We start from the raw sequence: 19652 nt of genomic DNA, 5'->3' as shown, positions 1-19652 counted from the left end.
GCAGCTGTTGCAGCTCTTCTTCAATGATATCAGCCTTTAACGGAGCCAATTAATACACCTTTGACAAAATGCTTCTGGAGAAATGGATAAACGCATAGAATCGGCAGGATGGCTATAACCACGGAAGCTGCCTTGATTCCTTCCGGTGTCAGGATGACGGCGGTCGCCCCTTCACTGCCGCCTCCACTGTTCAGCAGACTCTCGTCCACCTGCTTGATCATTTGGTAAAGCTTGAGCATCAAGGTCTGGAGCTTGGAGCTGTTAATATAGAGCATGACGTTAAAATAGGAATTCCACCATCCCACAGCATAGAATAGGGACAACGCCGCGATAATTGGCTTGCATAAGGGCAACATGATCTGGATCAGGATACGCCAGTTTCCAGCTCCATCAATGGAGGCGGATTCCTCAATTTCCTCCGGCAGCCCTTCCATAAAGCTTTTCATGACGAACATGTTGTAGGTACTGATCAGCCCCGGCAACCATAAGGCCAAGTAGGAATCCATCATTCCCAAGTTCTTGATCAGAATAAAATTGGGAATAATTCCGGATATGAAGATCATGGTGAAGGTGATGAACAAGAGAATCGGTCCCCGGCCATACAGCCTTTTACGGGACAAGGGATAAGCTGCCAGAATGGTCATAAGTATGTTTAAGGCGGTGCCCACTAAGGTTACGATGACCGTATTACCCATGGCGTGGAGCAGTTGGCCATCCTCGAGCAGCCTACGGTATGCTTGTACATTGAACTCTACAGGCCAAAAGTATACCTCTCCGGCAGTAATGGCTCTGCTGCTGCTGAAGGATGCGGATATCTCATACCAGAAAGGATATAAGGTGAGGAGAGACAGCAGCCCCAGAAGCAAATAATTCAATAGGCTGCCGGCAAGAGCCAGCGGCGAGGCATCTTTCATCATTCTTTTCATCATGATTACCATAGCCCCCTTTCCCCGAACAGGCGGATCGACCGGTTCACACCAACAACAAGAATCAGACTGATCAGGGATTGGAATAAGCCCAAGGCTGTCGTATAGCTGTAGTTCATATTTTGCAGTCCTACCCGGAAAACGTAGGTACTGATGACATCAGCTACATCTAGTACAGAGTCATTTTGCAGCGAAAGGGTCTGCTCTAATCCCACATCCATCATGCTGCCCATCCGCAGAATAAGCAGGATGGCAATGGTGCTGCGGATGCCCGGTAAGGTAATATGCCAGGTTTGACGCAGCTTGTTGGCCCCATCAATCTTGGCTGCTTCATACAACTGTGTATCAATAGCGGACATGGCAGCCAGGTAAAGGATCGTTCCCCAGCCAGCTTCCCGCCAGATGGAGGAAGCAGTGTATGCCACCGGCCACCAGCTGGAACTGGCCATGAAGTAGATGGGCTCCATGCCGAATACATGCTGCAGAATCAGATTAATGACCCCTGTGCTGGGTGACAGCATAGTAATCAGGATTCCACCCAACACTGCCCAGGAAATGAAGTGCGGGATGTACAGCAGGTTTTGGATCAGGCGTTTGAAGCCTTCCAACCGAATTTCATTCAATAGGAGAGCCAGTACTATCGGGACCGGAAAGCCTACAACGAGGCTGTACACATTGAGCAGCAGAGTGTTGCGGAATACGCGCCAGAAGTCTGTGCTTTCGAACAGCATCCGAAAATGCTTGAATCCTACCCAGTCGCTTCCTACAATGCCATCGGCAAACCGGTAGTTTTTGAAGGCAATAATTTCACCGGCCATCGGTGAATATTTGAACAGCAGGTAGAAAACAATTACGGGCAGGAGCATGATGTACAGGGATTTATCATATTTAATACGCTTCCATTTGAATTTTTTTCTCGCCATGGAAGCACGCATTGTCAGGGCTTCCGGTGAAACGGAAGCCTCTATAGCAGTTAACGACTGTTGCTTTCTCATCTCTCGCATCCTCTCCAAACCACAGCATTTATATGTTTGAGGGGCCCCCTCGCAGAATTAATCTTACTGGCATGACAGGCGGCTGGATACAGATTCGTTATGACGAACGTCGCTTTTTTTGACAAATGGAAGGTTTCATTTTTCTACTATGGTATCCATTTTTGCAGTGTGCTCCTCACAAGCCTTATTCCGTAAGGCTTTTTGTGAATACAAAGAGCCCTGCCGTGATATCAGGCAGGACTCTGCGATGGCCTCTCTTACAAGAAGCGCTCCCGGTATTCCGTTGGTGTAAGACCTGTGTACTTCTTGAAGCTGCGCATGAAGCTCCGGCTGTTGGTATAGCCGACTGCCTCGGATACGTCATAAATCCGGACGGTTTTATCCTTCAAAAGCTCTTTGGCTGCGTTGATGCGGATTTCGATCAAGTAGTCGATGAAGTTGCCTTCGGCATGCTCTTTGAACTGCCGGCTAATATACGCAGGATTCAAATGGAATTCATCAGCTAGCTTGTCTAGGGACAGATCACTATCCTGATAATGTTGCCGGATATAAATCAGTATTTGGTCAATGGTATCATTTTTGCCCCTTTGCATCCGTTTCTCTTCTATAGCCCCCAACAGCCGGAGCAGCAAAGTACTTACCAATTCCTCGGTTTGCCTCCAGTTGTCAGATTTCTGAATCACCTCGTGTGCCGTGCCGATTTCCGCCTGGATCTCATTGACGTCAATGCCGATGGAGTCTATCATTTGCATGGCTCTCATGACCAGCTCAAACGATAATTGCTTGAAAAGCTCTGGCGGAGCATTGTTCTTGACCGCTGACATAAAGACATCCTGAACCAGCATTTGAAGCTTGTCCCGATCTGCCTGCTTAAGGGCTTCCAGAATGCGGTCAATTCGCTGGGGAAATTGATAATAATCCTGGCTTTGCAGGGGCTGCAAATCCTCAATGGAGATGACGGTCTGGGGTCCGGTTACCATTTTGTAGCGTAATGCAACCTTGGACTCCTCATAAGAGCGGGGAACGTTGCCCAGCTCCCGGTAGCATCTCCCTACACCTGCGGTGACCACCAGCCCGATTTGTTTGCTCATTACATCCAGAATATGCTCCAGCAGTGTGGCGGCACGCAGATGATTCTGTGCCTCGTCTCCCTCCGAGAAACTCAATAGGATAACAACCCGGCAACCTCCAAGATCAATGGCCACACCTGCGTTCTCTCTATAGATAATTTCCTCGGCCACATTGCATAGCGCATAGGCATAGAGAATTTCATCCCGTGGGGAAATTCCGCCTTCCTTGCCGAATTCCGCGGTGCACACGACAAACCATTCGGGATACAAGCGTACTCCTGTAAATTCCAGATGAGGGATCACCGTCGAATATACAGTCCGGTAACCGGTCAATATATCCATCACGGTTCGCCATTTCAGCATAGGCTTGGCATCTCTCACCTGCTGTTCCAGACCTTCCCGATCCAAAAACATTTGCTCGATGACATCGTCCAGATAGGACAATCCCTTATGGGGAGTGCCGTCAAACCGTCCAGCCTGCACAGGCCGATACTTGCCGGACAGCTTGCCAATCAATGCGTCCATAGGACGGAAAGTTCTGCGGCTGACGTAGAAAAGAATGATTAGCGCAATTGCAAACATCAGTACGCTAAAAGCAAGGAGCAAATTGCGGGTCACTGTAAGGGGGCGGTACATCTGGTCCTCCGGTACAATGCTGACAATCTTCCAGCCTGTGTAAGTCGAGGTTGTATAAAACACCATCTGCTTTTCCTGCTCCGGCTTGATGCTGAAGGAACCGGCATCCGGGCCAATCAGTACGTTTTCAAGATATGGCATATCCTTTAAGGAGCTGTGCAGCTTGGATTTATCATTATGGGTAACGACTTGACCCTGCTGGTCAATAACGAAGGTTTGCCCCTTGTTTCCATCCTGGTAAATATCCTGAATCATCTGGTAGAGCACACTTTCCTTCATATTTACTGCCAGCAGCCCGGTGCGGAAGCCCGGCTTGCTTAATGCCGGATAAGAGCGGATCAAGGTGACCACATCCTCCAAGGCCATGCCGTCGGAAATCTGGTGTGTAGGCAGCCATTTGAAGTAACCATCCATATTCAGATATTGGGTAAGCCATTGGTCCTCTGTTCCATCGTTACTGATGTAATTTTGCTGGGTGAGAATGTCACCGCTTACATGAGAGTAAACGTAAATGGATGAAAATTGCAGATTGCGGTTCATGAACGTCCCAAGCTTACTGTCCAACCCATAAAAATTGGCATATCTCTGCGCATCATCCTTATAGACGTTGTTCATGAAATAGACAAATTCAAGCTCATTGGTCAACTGCAGCAAATCCTTTTCCGTCTGCTTGAAGGAAAGTTCTAATTTTTGATTTATCTGGTTTAAAAGTGCAAAATTAGTTTCCTTCAACTGGCTGCGGAGCCCTCTGACGGTTCCCATGTAAGAGAAGAGGAAGGTCATGGATATGACCACCAGCAGAAGACCGCCGTAAATAAGGATTACCCTGCCTGTGAAACTGGATTTCATTTCAGCGCCCCCTCAAAAGTTGTAAATTCCATGATCATAAAGCGTGATGAGATGAAACGCCGATAACATTTCAAATAGATGTACCAGCGGAGCAGACTCGTATTAAATATTAACAATAGCAAAGTCGCAGGCCGGAGGGTTAAAATGAACGAAAAAAAGACTCTCTGCTGCAGCTGGTAGCCAGAGAGTCTTTCCATCCGCTGGACTGGCTCAGGCTATTACCGGGGGCTGGAAGGCGGATTCTCCACTGATTTCCGCTCAATCAGCTGAACCGGAAGGGTGATGCGTCTGCGTTCTGCTTGGGGGCTGTGAATCAACTCCATCAGGAGCAGAGCGGCTTCCTGCCCCATCTTCCGAAAGGGCTGTACGATAACAGTGGGTGGAACCCTGAACAGTTCCGGGTAGGAATAATCGTCGAATATGACCAGGGAAAGATCTTCGGGAATTCGGATGCCCAAATGTTCAGCAGCTTTCATAATCAGGGAGCCGTGTACGTTGTCGAAGGCCACCAGCCCGGTAAGGGTAGTCTGAGTCCTGAGGAAATTGATAATGCCTTCAGGTGTAGGTTCGAACAGCCGGGCAGCGTGATCCACCGGAATAAGGTTGTCGGCCAAAGCCTGCTCATAGCCGTGAAGCCGGTCCTCCAGCGAGGTTGTGCCAAGAACAGGGGACGAGATGCAGCCAATTCTCCGGTGTCCCTTGCTGATCAGGTAGGAGACTGCCTGATATGCTCCGTTCTCATTGTCTGAACAGACACAATTGGTCTCCACGCCGCGCAAATAACGGTCCAGTACAACGACAGGATATTGCTCCATGGTCAGACGAAGCACTTCCTCGTTATATGTTTCACCATGAACCGGGAACAAAATAATACCTTTGGCGCCGCTTTGGACAGCTTCCTTCAGCATAGCGAGCTCCCGTTCCCGGGATTCCCGGGCGTTCATGAACAGGACCCGGAAGCCTCCATCGGCTGCTGCTGCTTCAATGCCAAGAAGCAGCTCGGAGCATATAGAGTCCAACGTGTTTTGAATAATAAAGGCTATGAACGGGGGGGCTGATAATCTTTCTCCCGCATACTGTGGCGCTCCGGCCACTGGATGGAGCGAGAATGAGTTTATGGAGACTGGGCTGTCCATCGCCTGCATAATGCTATCCGCGCCTTCTGCCACAAAGCTTCCTTTTCCTTGAACCCGGTATACAACTCCTTCTTCGACAAGTGTCTTCAAGGCTTGCTTCACCGTAATCCGGCTCCCCTGGAACAACCGGGCCAGCTCATTCTCCGAGGGGAGCGTATCTCCCGACTTCCAGCTTCCGAGGCGGATTTGTTCAGTGATGTATTCGCGTATTTGCAGGTAGATTGGAATTCGTTTGTTTGGCTCCTTCATCTGTTTCCCTTTCACACTTTTGTATATTGGTATATACAAATATATAAGTTAAAAAAGCAGAAGTAAAGCTGAAAAATCATTACTAATTGCTTACTTACGTATGGTGCATGCATATGTATAATGTCTCGTATATATATTACTTTTTATATACAAATATACAACTTAATCTGGAGGAATCCAATATACCGTTTGCCAAAAGAATCGAACATTTTATTCAGCTAGGAGAGTAGGCTGACTGAGACAGATTTGATGGAGGAGGCCACAGGGCGCAGCATCACGATACGTGACGGCGTTTCAGCATTCAGCATAAACCCGTATAAGGTGTTCACCTTCAAGCTTGCCTCTGACCCGATCGGATAATGGGGAAATCATTAAAAAACGGAGAAGTAACATGAAAAGCAGCAAATTAGGAACAGACCCGCTGGCTGCCGGTTGTTATAATGGAATCAGCTATGTGTCATGGAAAGGCTGGTGGAGCACCTGAATTACAGCAGGGAGATCGAGCGGAGTATTGATTATATTGAGGAGCATCTGCGGGAGAACCTGACGGCGGAAGACATCGCGTCCCAGGTGGGGTATTCGCTGTATCATTTTTGCCGGATGTTCAGCCAGTGCCGGGAGATGCCGGTTATGGAATATGTGCGCAGCCGGAAGCTGTCCCTGGCAGCAGTAGAGCTGTTTAACGGGCGGCGGATTATGGATATCGCGCTGGATTATGGTTTTGAGACTCCCGGCGGTTTCGCCAAAGCCTTCCGCAAGGCCTTCGGCTATAGTCCCTCGCAGTATGCGGCACGGATGGACGGCTATCTCCGGGACAGATCGGTGTACCAAATCGGGGATTATATTAGGGAGCCCGTGATGGTGAGCAAACCGGCGTTTAAGGTGGCTGGTTATGGCATAGAGACGAACGTGGAGTCCGGGAGTTATACGCAGGATGTCGCTTCCTTCTGGTACTGCTATGACGGAGATAATCTGGAGAACAAAATGTATGCCCTGTTGAACCCGCCGAAGCACGGTGAGGTCGGTTTGTGTGTCCCGGCGCAAGGCGGCGGCAATGCCGTCTACCTGCTGGGTGTCATTGTCGATGATTTCAGCCTTGTGGCTGAGGATATGCTTACGGCTGTTGTGCCTGCTGCGCAGTATGCCGTGTTTACTACGCCTCCGGTGGATGCCACCGATGAGGCGAATCCGGACGCTTTTGCCCAGGTGGTGAAGAGTACGTGGAGACATATCTTTGAGGATTGGTTCCCGGAAAGCGGATATGAGCACGCCAAGGGCAAGCTGAACTTCGAGTTCTATGACGAGCGGTGTCATGCGCGGGTGGATACGGTGATGGAGATCTATGTTCCTGTAGTGGAGCGGCCGGGAAGCAGGGGCTGATTTTGCATGATTTTCCCCGCCTGTGTTACTGTATAACGGACAAAGGAGGGGACCTATGGAAACAATCCTGATCATTGAAGATGATGCCAAGCTTGCAGGGCTGCTGAGTGCATACCTCTCTAAATATGATTATCATACCATCATTATTGAAGACTTCACTAACGTGCTGGAAGCCTTTAAGGAAAGCGCTGCCGGTCTTGTGCTGCTGGATGTCAATCTGCCCAAGTATGACGGTTATTACTGGTGCCGCCAGATCCGCCAAATTTCGCTTTGTCCAATTCTGTTCATTTCGGCTAGAGACAGCGGGATGGACCAGGTGATGGCGCTGGAGAACGGCGGCGATGATTATATTACCAAACCGTTCCACTACGAAGTCGTTTTAGCCAAAATCCGCAGCCATTTGCGCAGAGCCTATGGTTCTTATGCACAAATTCAGGGGGAGCGTACACTACATTCAGGCGCTCTAACCCTGTTTCCTGAACGTTATACTATCCAGTATGCCGGGGAATCCATGGAATTGACCCAGAAGGAGGCCATCCTGATAGAAGCGCTGCTGCTGAAGGAGGGGCGTGTGGTCACCCGGGAGAAGCTGCTGGATCTTATGTGGGAGGACCAGCATTTCATTGATGATAATACCTTGAATGTCTATATTACACGTGTCCGCAGGAAGCTCAAGGATCTTGGCGTGGGAGATGTTGTAGAAACGGTAAGGGGCGCCGGCTATCTTCTGAATCTAACGGGGAAAGCACCATGAGATTATTCTGGAAGGACCAGCTTCCTCTGCTGCTCTTCTACCTGCTGCAAGTGCTCCTGGTTCCGGTGTTGTATTGGATCTCAGGCGAGAACAGGCCTCCCGTGATCATAGGATACGGTGTACTCCTGAGCGGCAGTATTCTTCTCCTGTACCTCGGTTACCGTTATGTTCAACACCGCAGGTTATATAAGCTGTTAAGCACTCCACGTAACTTCTCTGCGGATGATTTGACCCCCCTTGGAGATGTTGCGCTTCCCGAGGCCATTCATGAGTTACTACAGAACATGGACCGCCAGTATCAGGAGAAGATGAATGGGCATATCCGGCAGATGGACCAGCATATTGTGTTCATTAACCGCTGGGTGCATCAGATGAAGACCCCTATCTCTGTCATACAGCTCATACTGCAGGATCTGGAGGACGAAACCGCCGGCAGTATTCAGGAGGAGGTGGAGAAGTTGCGCAAAGGACTGGAAATGGTCATCCATACCTCCCGTCTGGAACGTTTTGAGAATGATTTTCAAGTAGAACTATTGTCCCTCCGCAAGACCGTCGCCAATGCGGTATCCGGGAACCGGAGATTATTTATCCGCAGGGGGGTCTCCGTGAATATTCTGGTTGATGCCGGGACCCATGTATACAGCGATGCCAAATGGCTGATGTTCATGCTGGGCCAAATTTTGACCAATGCTGTCAATTACACGGTCGGTTCCGGCAAAGCGGTGACGATCTCTGCACACCCCCGCGGCAAGGATACAGTTCTGGAGATTTCAGATCAGGGTATCGGCATTTCTCCCGAGGATTTAAAAAGGGTATTCAACCCATATTTTACCGGTGAACGCGGGCGTCAATACCATGAGTCCACCGGAATGGGACTTTATCTGGTTAAGGAAATCTGCACCAGACTGGGACATGCCGTCGAATTGGAATCCCAGCCCGGAGTAGGAACTGCGGTGCGGATTATTTTTAACGGCCAAGCCCCTGCACAGTAAACCGAACATAACCTTAAGCGATGTGTAAGATAGCCTTAAGGTAAAACCATAGCAGCGGAATAGCTCATCCTGTACATTGGAACAAGGATAAAGACCAACACACAGGTAAACACTTGTTTCCTTAAGGAAAGGATGATTTCAGTGATCGTATTGGAAGTCAAAGGACTGAATAAAGTATATCCCGGCAAAGTGAAGACCCAGGCACTTACAGATATTCATCTCAGTGTTGAGAGCGGGGAATTTGTAGGTATCATGGGACCCTCAGGCAGCGGTAAAACCACATTTCTAAATATGGTATCCACTATCGACCAGCCCACCTCCGGAGAGGTGAATATCAACGGCAATAATCCTTATAAGCTGAATAAGAAAGATCTGGCCCATTTCCGCCGCAGACAACTCGGCTTTGTCTTTCAGGATTTCAATCTGCTAGAGACATTAACCGTAGCTGAGAATATCGTGCTTCCTCTTACCCTAGACAACCGTAAGCTAAGCGAGATGGATTCTCTGCTGCAGAAGGTTGCTGAACAACTTAACATTAAGGATATCCTGAATAAACGCACCTATGAGATATCGGGCGGACAGCGGCAGCGGACTGCTCTTGCGCGCGCAATTATTACTTCTCCTGCGATGATCCTGGCTGATGAGCCAACCGGTTCCCTGGACTCTAATTCCTCACGGATCGTTATGGAATCGCTGGCGAACATTAACCGTACGCAAGGCACCACGCTATTGCTTGTTACCCATGATCCGCAGGCAGCGAGCTACTGTAACCGGATCATCTTCATTAAGGACGGCAAGCTGGCTGCCGAAATTCACCGTGGCGATAACCGTCAGGCCTTTTTCCAGAAAATTATCGACACACTATCGTTTTGGGGAGGGAATAGTCATGAGCTTTCCTCAATTCGCGTTTAATAATGTACGGCGTAACGCCCGGGCTTATATTGCTTATTTCCTGAGCAGTTCTTTTATGGTCATGGTGTTTTTTGCTTATTCCGTATTCATTTATCATCCCGGGATTGCGAGTCAGGATATGGGTCCCATGGCGGTAACGAGTATGCAGGTCGCAGCCTACATTGTGTATGTATTCGCTTTTTTCTTCGTACTGTATTCCATCGGAACGTTTTTGAAATCACGTAATCTGGAGTTTGGGATTCTAACCATCCTGGGTGCCCGGCCAAACCAGATTAACCGGCTAATCTTCCTTGAGAATATGCTGATCGGCATTGTTGCCATTGTAACCGGAATCGCAGGGGGGATGCTTCTCTCCAAATTATTTCTGCTGCTCAGCACGAGGACAATTGGAATTGAGGATTTACCTTTCTACTGGCCTGTCCAAGCAATGCGGGTCACCTCCCTGTCCTTCGTCTCCTTGTTTCTGTTTATTTCCATCTTTACGTTGCTGCTTATCCGCAATAACAAAGTACTGGATCTGCTTCAGGGAAATGTTAAACCGAAAAAACAGCCAAAAGCCTCCGTCCTTCTGTCCTTAATTGGCGTAGTGCTGCTGATTATCGGATTTTATGCCCTGCGGATTGAACTCAGTCCCTCTGCTATTATTTCGGCCGCTATTGCGGGAATTACCGGCACCTATTTGTTCTACTCCCAGCTGTCTGTTGTTTTCATTCGTCTGCTTAAGCGCAGCCGCAGGTCTACCTGGCGTGGTACGCGGCTGTTGTGGACTTCAGAAATGAGCTATAAACTGCGGGACAACTCGCGGATGTTATTTATGATTACAGTAGTCACAGCCTTGGCTAGTATGGGGGCAGGGTATGTTCTGTCCATCATTCAGGCCGGAAGAGAAGAGTACAACGGGAAACCTTTTGCCATCACCCAAACGTATTACCGGACCACATCGGCAGATCCGGACCGGAGCAAAATTCACCAGGAGCTTAAGGCAGCGGGTGTGGAGTACACGGAGAAGAGAACCGACTTGCTCTCTGCCTCGGTCCAGGATGAGGGGGGGCGTGAGAACGGCTTGTATCTGATCGGGCTTGCCCAATATAATGAGCTTGCGCCTTTGGCTGGTCTCCCGGTCGTAACCAGACTGGGCTCAAATGAAGTAGTTCTTCTGGCGTCGCCAGAGGTTGAGAAGAATGATTATATCCGTGACCAAATGGTGACCTTGGCTGAACAGCCCGCCGTATCCCTCTATGTCAAGGAGAGCGTTACTACAGAATCGATTGGGTTCATCAGTTCATTTGCTCCTGTGCTGATTGTGCCGGAGAAGTGGATGGAGGTGGTAAGAGTAGCCCGATCGGCTGAAGAGGGAAAGGAGGTCAGACCTTATATCAGTTATCACTATAAGGTTCCGGCATGGGATACAGGTTCACTGCCTTCCATCGACAGTCAGGAGAACATCGTAGGCACCGAGCTGAGACAATGGAATACCGGGATGGAAGGGGAAAGTGATGAGGTGTTCGATTTAACTTCACGCGCCGCTAATTATTGGCTCCTTAAACAAAGTACAGCCATGCTCAGTTTCGTCAGTGTTTTTGTTGCTTTGATTTTTTCGGTTGCATCGGCCAGTTTTTTATACTTCAAGCTGCATAGTGATCTGGCTGCAGATATTCGTATGTACCGTGCGTTATCCAAGATCGGGCTAAGCACAAGTGAAATGTCAGCATCGGCAACCAAACAGATTGCGATACTCTTCTATATACCCATTGTGGTGGCTGCCGTTCAGAGTCTGGTTGTCATCAGCCCTATCCTGGAGACGGGAATAATGAATGTGCTCAAGCCGGTACTGATCACATTTGCCGGGTATCTGATTCTGCAAAGCGTCTTTTTCATCATTGTGAAATCACGATATATACGCAGTCTGAAGAAAATGATGGTTTGAACAGGAAGATTTGGTGGCGCATCTGAATTACAGCAGGGAGATCGAACGAAGTATTGATTATTTTGAGCAGCTTCTAAGAGAGAACCTGACGGCAGAGGAGATTGCTGAGATTGCGCTGGAGTATATTTCGAGACCCCCGGCGGCGCAGTGTCAGAGGAGGATGAAGGTTAGACTAGAGGGTTACATGAAACCACTTAGCAGGTGATTGTAAGATGTGGTACAATGTGCCCGTCAGTTCAGTTTAACAATATACATCCCGCAAAGGAGTTAACCATGGCTAAACAACGCAAGATTCTTCTAACCATAACCGTATTGTATACCTTGCTTGTTCTTTATTTTATGTTCTTCGCCTTCGGCAGAGGAGAATCGTATGACCACTCGCTTGGCTACACCTTTATTTTTATGCCTGACAACTTCATTAAGCTGCCGTCTCCAGCTGATCTTCTGCATCCCAGCCTAATGAGTATGGTGGGTTTCGGGAACACTATTGCTTTTATTCCTTTCGGTATATTGATTCCATGGCTGTACCGGGTCAGCTTCGTCCGGTTCATCACCTTATTCTTCATAGGGATTCTTGTGCTGGAAACAATCCAGGCCCTTACGTTCCTGGGCAGCTTCGATATCAACGACGCGCTTCAGAATACGATTGGAGCAGCCCTCGGTTTTGGGGCCTACAAGCTTGGTTTTCGTTCCCGCAGCCTCGGGCGCAATCTGGTGGCAACGGCTATATCGGGGTTGGTTCTCTTTATAGCTTTATGGGGATTAGGGGCGGTGGTAGACAAAATAATAACTAAAGTAGAGGGTCCGTTTACGGCGATCACTGAATGGACGGACAGTTCGGGCAATTCATCCGCTAAACCGGACAGTATTCAAATCAACGGACAGAAGATACCGCTCCGCTATAACCTATATGGCGCTGAAGACGGAGATTCCAGAACGTTCACGTACAAGTCTGAGGGACAGACGATTTTCTCCTTCAATTACGGAAACCCTGAACCCACAGATTATTCCGGAAGCATCAGTATGACCCTGGATGGCAGGGAGATCCTGACCGGTTCTGGAGAATATCAGCGGAGTAATCCGGAAGTGTACCCGTCTCCATTCTGGATACCCCTCGAGCCGGGGAACGAGTTGAAGCTCACGATTAAGGGCGAATTGAAAATATGGGATGTCGGGTATAAGAAGATGCAATATTTCTGGAACTAAGTTCATAGCCCAGGCTTACAGCTGAACTCTTATATTCGGAGCAGGATAGCGTGCAGTCGAATGTGTTTAAGGATTTTCAGATACCGCTTGGTAGACGGTTTGACTTCGAAGTCTAATACGACAAGTAGAAACGGCTTCGCCGTCCTCATAAAGGACGGTACCCATTCAGCGAGAAATAGAAGGATAAGTTATCATTTGCAACGTATAAATTCTTATATTTTCAAACAAGCCGCAGAGTAATTGCATTTCGCAATCAGCCTGCGGCTTGTTAGTCGAGCATATACACGTTACCTACATAAACTTCCGCTGCACCTTTTTGCCGTCATAGGTAAAAAGGGCTTTTTTGTCTTCCACGACGGTCTGGAGATGTACGGTGCGGCCCCAGAGGGCGTAGATATGCGGGAGCGTGCGCTCCAGATATTTCAGATCCAGCTCGATGCTCTCATAGTGGTGGGCGATCAGCAGTTCCCCGTTGCGCTCATAGTCGGCATCCTGGACGACGAGGTACGGGGAGCCGCCGTTAACCCGGGCCAGCACAAGCTGATCACGCACATTTTCCCAGGCTTTGTCGGTGATTTTCCATTCCGGACCTTTCTTCTCGAAGACATAGAGGTCGAGATCACTCACCAGCTCCTTCGACAGATAGCTGCGGATAAAAGAGGTGTCCGAATCCAGTTCACGGACCTCGAATATTTTGTCGCGGTCCCAGCGGCGTTCGATGTCCTCGAAGATCTTCAGTCCCAGGTAATACGGGTTCAGACTCTGGCGTGAGGGCTGTACTACAGATGAGTTGAGCTTGGCGTACTCGATGGTCTCTTCGGCTGTCAGATCCAGCTCACGCATAATTCGCTGATGCCAGTAGGAAGCCCAGCCTTCGTTCATGATCTTGGTCTCCATCTGCGGCCAGAAATAGAGCATTTCGTCATGCAGCATGGTCATGATGTCGCGCTGCCAATCCTCCAGAGCGGTGGAATACTGCTGGATGAACCAGACAATATCCTTTTCCGGCTCGGGCGGGAAGGTGCGTTTGCCGGCGGTTTCCGGCGCGGGGGTATCGGCATCCGGGCTTTTTTCCAGATCCCACAGCTCGCTGTAGGCATGTGCCGGTCCGGGACCGCCGGGCGGGAAGTCCTTGCGCTCCTTCATTTTGGCTTCGAGCAGATGGGTCTTGCCGAGCTTGCGCGGCTGGATCAGGCTGGGATCGATATGCTCCTGGACCGCCAGCACCGAATCAATGAAGCTCTCTACCGCATCCGTTCCATAGGTGACGGAATAATCGTTGATCCGGTCGGCGGTGGCCGCCATGCTCTCGACCATATCCCGGTTGGACATCGAGAATCGCATATTGTTCTTGAAGAAATCGCAGTGCGCCAGCACATGGGCTACGATTAGCTTGTTCTGCACCAGGGAGTTGCCGTCGAGCAGGAAGGCGTAGCACGGGTTCGAGTTAATGACGAGCTCGTAAATTTTGCTCAGGCCGAAATCGTATTGCGACTTCATTTTATGAAAAGTCTTACCGAAGCTCCAATGTCCGAACCGGGTGGGCATCCCGTAGGCACCGAAGGTATAAATGATATCCGCAGGACATATCTCATAACGCATCGGATAAAAATCGAGGCCGAAGCCGGTAGCAATCTCCGTAATCTCGGCAATCGCCCGTTCCAGCGCTTTAATCTCATCACCGGGCATGCATCCATCTCTCCTTCCAGCTTGTGAACCGTTCTTCTTATGTATATGGGCGGAGGGGAGGGAGTATGATGGGGAAGAGTGAGGCATGAGAGGGCAGATGAGTTATTGTACAAAAAATAGCCTATCCCACAGCGAATACGCAAAGAGGTTAGGCTATTTATTCGTTCTGGGTCTTGTTCAGTAACTGGGCAAACTCCTCTTCGCTGTCACTGTATGTGGAAATTCCATCTCTGCGATCCTTTTGAGCTTGTTGAAGTATCTCAACCTTCAGTTCATCATTTGCGGTATGTGACACAATCACGCCGTCCGGTATGTGATGCAAGGATTTGCAGCTTGACGTATTGATTGGGATAAATCTTCCGAACCTCTTCCCATTGCATGGCTGGCACCTCGAATTTGGTTTGTCCTTATATTGTATCAGAATATTATCCATAAAAAAGCTCTCCAAAACGATGTACATCGTTCATGGAGAGCCTTTTGCGTAAACCCCTTGGAGATTCGAAGCCAGCCTAAATATTTATTATTCTACCTCGGTGTAGAATATTTTAAGTAGCATATTTTGTGAATAATTTCCAAAGTGCTCCCCGAAAATAGTAAGTCCACCTTTGTTCTTAGAATGATCATCAATACTAATCCTCAGCTTGATGAAGGGGGAATCTTCGATCTTTAAATGGGCAAGGGTAACCGATGATATTTTTTGACCGTCTATTCCAGTATCTTTCTTGGTGACTCTTAAATGCTTTAAAAGGCCGTACTGGCTTAGTTCATTATCCCACCAGGCTGGTGTTAATTTCCCGCGCACATCTGAAAAATTACCTGGAGCCGTCCAGGTGCCTAAAAAAACATCGTTGATATAAAAAGCGATATCACTTGGCCAATTATTGTTGGAACCAGGAAACTCTGAAGAGAGCTCTAAGGATAACTCTAATAATTCTGCAGTGAAATTGTGGTTGAACTCATTCGGAATCATATATTCAACGAAGCCCTCGGCAAACCAAAGTAAGGAAGCATCGATCCGGTCATTGGATACGAAGGTCCGTTGATCATCTAACTTTCCGATTACTTTGGCGGGGCTGGCTAATCCGCATGTAGGGGTGACCGAAAAATTAGAATAGTATCCGAGCTTAATTTCATTAGTAATTACATTAAAAGGAAGATGGAGCTTCTTCGGTAAGTTGAGGGCAATATGATCAACAGCAAGAATGAAATTCTTCTTTCGGCTATCAGTAACCTCTAAGTTGTCCTGGAGCTTGATGATCTTGGCGTCCTCCAGTAACCGGATATGGCGTGAAACGATAGCTTTGCTTAAGTTTAGCTTTTTGGCGAGCTCACTGACCGTAAGTGGTGTATGTAACAATAGTTTGAGAATGGAAGCTCTTGTGTCAGAGGCCAGTGCTTTCAAAACAGAAATACCATTCTCATCGAGTTCTAAGAACATAAGTACCTCCTCATCGGGATCAATATAGCTTCTATATAAGACGCACTTAAGTATTGAACTTGAAGCTTCGTCGTCACTGCGGTGAACCTTTGGACTTCCGGCCGCTGTTGTCCCCAGATTTCTTCATCCAATCCGCTGTTCGTGGTGGAAATCCGGTGACTGGGTATGCTTCCGTAGCGAGCTTTCCTGCGGAAAGCTTTCAGGCGGTCGCTACCGCTCCTACAGTTCCAAATTTCCCCTCCGCTTCTTTTGCTTTTTGTTAATTTCTTTAGTGAGTCTTATTTAGCGGATATTGAACATTATAACTTATTGTTAACTTTTTTGTTAACAATATTAGGTTCAGTTGAGCGGTAATTTTATTTTGTATACCACAAAGTTGAAAATCACGAATAACGTTGATACAAGCTTGAAAGAACGCTTTCATCATGATAGTATTTGCTTGCTTGTGAGGAAGGGTTACTGTTGAACTCGCACAAAAGTTAACTATTATTGTTTCGGGACTAATAGGATAGGAGATGAAGCTAGATGTCACATCGGATGGAATACCCGCGTCCACAGTTAGTTAGAGACGCATGGCTAAACTTAAATGGAGCATGGCAATTTGAATTTGATGACAAGAATGTTGGAGCTGCACAGCGATGGTATGATCCAAGCCAGAATTTTAGTCAGACCATTCAAGTTCCCTTTGCTTTTCAAACCCCTGCAAGTGGAATACACGATACCTCTTTTCATGACTATGTCTGGTATAAGCGTAATTTCACACTTGATCCAGGTTGGGTTAAGAAGCGTGTTGTCTTACATTTTGGAGCGGTAGATTATAGAGCCTGGGTGTATGTGAATGGTCATTATATCGGCATGCATGAGGGAGGGCACACTCCATTTTCCTTTGATATTACGCATGCTTTAACCGGACAGGAGGAACAGGTGACTGTTCATGTGGAGGACCCTTCACAGGATGAGACTATACCCCGGGGCAAACAGTTCTGGCTTGAGAAGCCCGATAGCATCTGGTATACCCGCACGACAGGGATTTGGCAGACCGTGTGGCTGGAGGCGGTGAACCCTGTTTATATTCATCAGGTGAAGTTCCACCCCGATGTAGATCAAGGGAGCATTGGCATCGAGGCTGAATGTGGGGGATACGGATCAGAAGAATTAGATTTGGATATCCGTATTTCTTTTCGGGGAGTGCCTGTGGTTCAGGATCGGGTACGATTGTTGCAGCCCATAACGCGCAGAACGGTAGATCTCTTTGGTTTGAAGATATTCCGGACTAACTTTCATCATGCCGGCTGGACCTGGACTCCGGAAACTCCTAATTTGTTTGATGTTGAAATGAAGCTTTACGATCATGGGGTTGAGGTGGATGGTATACAGTCGTATTTCGGCATGCGGAAAGTTCATACAGAGAACGGTATGGTCTATCTGAATAACAAACCTTATTATCAAAAGCTTGTACTCGATCAGGGTTACTGGCAGGAAGGATTACTTACTGCGCCAACGGATGAACACCTGAAGACAGATATTGAATTAGCCAAAGAATTAGGGTTCAACGGCTGCCGTAAGCATCAAAAGGTAGAGGACCCGCGGTTTCTGTACTGGGCGGACCGGCTAGGGTTCCTGGTATGGGGAGAATGTGCTGCCAGCCCTTCTTACAATAGTGATGCTGTGGCCCGTTTAACCAAAGAATGGATTGAAATTATTGATCGTGACTTCAATCATCCCTCGATTGTTGCCTGGGTTCCGCTTAACGAAAGCTGGGGAATTCCGAGGGTGAAATCGGATAAGCAGCAGCAGTATCACAGCTTAGCCATGTATAGTCTTATTCATTCCCTGGATGATACCCGGTTAGTGATATCGAATGATGGATGGGAAATGACACGGACTGACATATGTGCGGTACACAATTATCAGCATGGCCGGGCAGATGAGCCTAATAAGTATGAAGAGTATAAGCGGATGCTGTCTACGAAGGAGACGATGCTTGCTTCAACTCCATCGGCCCGCAGTATATATGCAGACGGTTATGAGCATCGGGGAGAGCCGATCTTGTTAACTGAATTTGGCGGGATAAGCTATAAGGCAGGCGCTGACGATGGTTGGGGATATACCAGTGCACAATCTTCCGAGGATCTTGTTCTGGAATATGAGAGAATCATGAAGGCTGTATACGCTTCTAAGATTATTTATGGTTACTGTTATACGCAGTTGACCGATGTGGAGCAAGAAATTAACGGTCTATTGGCCTATGATCGAACACCCAAATGCGATATGACGTTAATTAAAGAAATTAATAGTCAATGGCATCTGCGGACCATTTAGCCTGAACATATTGAATGACAAGGAGCTTAGGAATCCATGACAAATGAAAACCTGCTTCAAAAAATTGGGCTGGTAGTAGATAAGCTTATGAATCTGGGCGGCAGCGACTATGAAAAGGATAAAACCGTGGTTCAGGCCGATACAAAGTTAGGGATTGTGCAACGGGATTTCGGAATTGAAGAATGGGACTGGCCGCAGGGCGTCGGTCTGTATGGTCTTTACAAGCTGCAGAAGGTTTACGGCGATGAACGCTATATTGAATTTTTACAGAATTGGTATTCCCGTAATCTGGAGGTTGGACTGCCTTCCAAAAACATTAATACGACAGCTCCTTATTTGGCTCTGGTTCTGCTCCTGGATCAGCTTGAGCCTTCCAGCCAACTGGAAGAGCTATGCCGGGAACATGCGGATTGGCTCCTTCATGAGTTGCCCAAAACCAAAGAAGGAGGCTTTCAGCATACGGTCACTGCCATTGGCAACCGGGATGAAATTCACTTGCACAATGGACAGTTATGGATTGATACGCTCTTTATGGCGGTTCTGTTTCTGAACCAGGCCGGGAGCAAGTTCAACCGGCCGGAGTGGCAGCATGAAGCTGAACACCAGATTCTGCTCCATATCAAGTATCTGTTCGACAAGCATACCGGCCTGTTCTTCCACGGCTGGAGCTTCGAACGCAATGATAATTTCGGCAGTATCTTCTGGTGCCGCGGTAATTCCTGGTTCACTTATGGCATCGTCGATTACCTGGAAGCTTGCCAGGATACGATTAGCCCGGGTATCCGGAAATTTCTGGTGGATACGTATAAAGCTCAGGTCAATGCCTTGGTATCCCTTCAGGCAGCTTCCGGCCTGTGGCATACAGTTCTGCAGGACCCCACCAGCTATGAAGAGGTATCCGGTTCGGCTGCAATTGCCGCAGGTATCCTAAAAGGCATTAAAGCCGGTATTCTCGATTCCTCCTATCAGGCTGCGGCAGATAAGGCTATTCAGTCGGTATGTCACAATATTAGCGGAGATGGAACTGTGCTGAATGTGTCGGCCGGAACCGGGATGGGAATGGATAAGGATCATTACAAGAACATTACCCTCATGCCGATGGCATACGGACAGTCCCTGACTCTTATTGCCTTGTATGAAGCTCTAAAATAAACTCAGCGTAAGCTCATAG

At 48.2% G+C, this 19652-nt stretch carries 14 protein-coding genes; 8 read left to right on the top strand and 6 right to left on the bottom strand.

Annotated features, from left to right (window positions below):
* Positions 1 to 29 precede the first annotated feature (29 nt).
* The 4 genes from MKZ24_RS28240 to MKZ24_RS28225 all read right to left on the bottom strand — a co-directional run bounded on the left by MKZ24_RS28240 (position 30) and on the right by MKZ24_RS28225 (position 5861).
* The gene (locus MKZ24_RS28240; RefSeq protein ID WP_231637813.1) at positions 30 to 929 is read right to left on the bottom strand and encodes a carbohydrate ABC transporter permease; all 900 of its coding nucleotides are present in this window, start codon (positions 927 to 929) and stop codon (positions 30 to 32) included.
* A gap of 2 nt (positions 930 to 931) precedes the next feature.
* Entirely contained in the window at positions 932 to 1921 is a 990-nt protein-coding gene (locus tag MKZ24_RS28235; protein WP_331281909.1) for an ABC transporter permease, read from the bottom strand.
* A gap of 257 nt (positions 1922 to 2178) precedes the next feature.
* On the bottom strand, positions 2179 to 4476 hold the full coding sequence (locus MKZ24_RS28230) for a helix-turn-helix domain-containing protein (RefSeq protein ID WP_042234260.1): 2298 nt from the start codon (positions 4474 to 4476) through the stop codon (positions 2179 to 2181).
* 218 nt (positions 4477 to 4694) lie between these two features.
* Positions 4695 to 5861, bottom strand: a complete 1167-nt coding sequence (locus MKZ24_RS28225) for a GntR family transcriptional regulator (RefSeq protein ID WP_042234262.1) — start codon at positions 5859 to 5861, stop codon at positions 4695 to 4697.
* 459 nt (positions 5862 to 6320) lie between these two features.
* Here MKZ24_RS28225 and MKZ24_RS28220 point away from each other — a divergent pair, with 459 nt between their 5' ends.
* The 6 genes from MKZ24_RS28220 to MKZ24_RS28195 all read left to right on the top strand — a co-directional run bounded on the left by MKZ24_RS28220 (position 6321) and on the right by MKZ24_RS28195 (position 13032).
* The gene (locus MKZ24_RS28220; protein ID WP_231637814.1) at positions 6321 to 7241 is read left to right on the top strand and encodes an AraC family transcriptional regulator; all 921 of its coding nucleotides are present in this window, start codon (positions 6321 to 6323) and stop codon (positions 7239 to 7241) included.
* Between the two features lie 55 nt (positions 7242 to 7296).
* Positions 7297 to 7995, top strand: coding sequence for a response regulator transcription factor (locus tag MKZ24_RS28215; protein ID WP_042234264.1), 699 nt, complete (start codon positions 7297 to 7299; stop codon positions 7993 to 7995).
* Positions 7992 to 8987 (top strand): sensor histidine kinase, encoded by a 996-nt coding sequence (locus MKZ24_RS28210; protein ID WP_042234266.1) that lies wholly within the window; start codon positions 7992 to 7994, stop codon positions 8985 to 8987. Before MKZ24_RS28215 ends, MKZ24_RS28210 begins: the two co-directional genes overlap by 4 nt.
* Positions 8988 to 9128: 141 nt before the next feature.
* Positions 9129 to 9899 (top strand): ABC transporter ATP-binding protein, encoded by a 771-nt coding sequence (locus MKZ24_RS28205; protein WP_042234268.1) that lies wholly within the window; start codon positions 9129 to 9131, stop codon positions 9897 to 9899.
* Positions 9874 to 11826 carry an ABC transporter permease gene (locus tag MKZ24_RS28200; protein ID WP_042234270.1) on the top strand — a complete coding sequence of 651 codons (1953 nt, stop codon included), beginning with the start codon at positions 9874 to 9876 and terminating at the stop codon, positions 11824 to 11826. Before MKZ24_RS28205 ends, MKZ24_RS28200 begins: the two co-directional genes overlap by 26 nt.
* 273 nt (positions 11827 to 12099) lie before the next feature.
* Positions 12100 to 13032, top strand: coding sequence for a VanZ family protein (locus MKZ24_RS28195; RefSeq protein ID WP_042234274.1), 933 nt, complete (start codon positions 12100 to 12102; stop codon positions 13030 to 13032).
* A 291-nt stretch (positions 13033 to 13323) separates the two neighbouring features.
* On the opposite strand, the gene MKZ24_RS28190 is transcribed toward MKZ24_RS28195, so the two are convergent.
* Positions 13324 to 14721, bottom strand: a complete 1398-nt coding sequence (locus MKZ24_RS28190; protein ID WP_340788949.1) for a SpoVR family protein — start codon at positions 14719 to 14721, stop codon at positions 13324 to 13326.
* A gap of 520 nt (positions 14722 to 15241) precedes the next feature.
* Entirely contained in the window at positions 15242 to 16159 is a 918-nt protein-coding gene (locus MKZ24_RS28185; protein WP_340788947.1) for an ArsR/SmtB family transcription factor, read from the bottom strand.
* A gap of 537 nt (positions 16160 to 16696) precedes the next feature.
* Here MKZ24_RS28185 and MKZ24_RS28180 point away from each other — a divergent pair.
* Entirely contained in the window at positions 16697 to 18481 is a 1785-nt protein-coding gene (locus MKZ24_RS28180) for a glycoside hydrolase family 2 protein (RefSeq protein WP_331281910.1), read from the top strand.
* A gap of 36 nt (positions 18482 to 18517) precedes the next feature.
* Positions 18518 to 19633, top strand: a complete 1116-nt coding sequence (locus MKZ24_RS28175; protein ID WP_340788941.1) for a glycoside hydrolase family 88/105 protein — start codon at positions 18518 to 18520, stop codon at positions 19631 to 19633.
* The last annotated feature ends 19 nt before the right edge of the window (positions 19634 to 19652 follow it).

It is taken from the genome of Paenibacillus sp. FSL R7-0297 (assembly GCF_038009025.1).
In the GTDB taxonomy this organism is placed as follows: Bacteria; Bacillota; Bacilli; order Paenibacillales; family Paenibacillaceae; genus Paenibacillus_AQ.
Note: the sequence above shows the minus strand (reverse complement) of the source record. Positions and strands in the feature narration are given on the sequence as shown.

What these genes read in the sequence shown, in the direction of transcription:
- MKZ24_RS28210 (WP_042234266.1), top strand. Translation starts at nt 7,992, where the DNA reads ATGAGATTATTCTGGAAGGACCAGCTTCCTCTGCTGCTCTTCTACCTG.
- MKZ24_RS28185 (WP_340788947.1), bottom strand. Translation starts at nt 16,159, where the DNA reads ATGTTCTTAGAACTCGATGAGAATGGTATTTCTGTTTTGAAAGCACTG.
- MKZ24_RS28180 (WP_331281910.1), top strand. Translation starts at nt 16,697, where the DNA reads ATGGAATACCCGCGTCCACAGTTAGTTAGAGACGCATGGCTAAACTTA.
- MKZ24_RS28220 (WP_231637814.1), top strand. Translation starts at nt 6,321, where the DNA reads ATGGAAAGGCTGGTGGAGCACCTGAATTACAGCAGGGAGATCGAGCGG.
- MKZ24_RS28225 (WP_042234262.1), bottom strand. Translation starts at nt 5,861, where the DNA reads ATGAAGGAGCCAAACAAACGAATTCCAATCTACCTGCAAATACGCGAA.
- MKZ24_RS28195 (WP_042234274.1), top strand. Translation starts at nt 12,100, where the DNA reads ATGGCTAAACAACGCAAGATTCTTCTAACCATAACCGTATTGTATACC.
- MKZ24_RS28200 (WP_042234270.1), top strand. Translation starts at nt 9,874, where the DNA reads ATGAGCTTTCCTCAATTCGCGTTTAATAATGTACGGCGTAACGCCCGG.
- MKZ24_RS28190 (WP_340788949.1), bottom strand. Translation starts at nt 14,721, where the DNA reads ATGCCCGGTGATGAGATTAAAGCGCTGGAACGGGCGATTGCCGAGATT.
- MKZ24_RS28240 (WP_231637813.1), bottom strand. Translation starts at nt 929, where the DNA reads ATGATGAAAAGAATGATGAAAGATGCCTCGCCGCTGGCTCTTGCCGGC.
- MKZ24_RS28235 (WP_331281909.1), bottom strand. Translation starts at nt 1,921, where the DNA reads ATGAGAAAGCAACAGTCGTTAACTGCTATAGAGGCTTCCGTTTCACCG.
- MKZ24_RS28215 (WP_042234264.1), top strand. Translation starts at nt 7,297, where the DNA reads ATGGAAACAATCCTGATCATTGAAGATGATGCCAAGCTTGCAGGGCTG.
- MKZ24_RS28230 (WP_042234260.1), bottom strand. Translation starts at nt 4,476, where the DNA reads ATGAAATCCAGTTTCACAGGCAGGGTAATCCTTATTTACGGCGGTCTT.
- MKZ24_RS28175 (WP_340788941.1), top strand. Translation starts at nt 18,518, where the DNA reads ATGACAAATGAAAACCTGCTTCAAAAAATTGGGCTGGTAGTAGATAAG.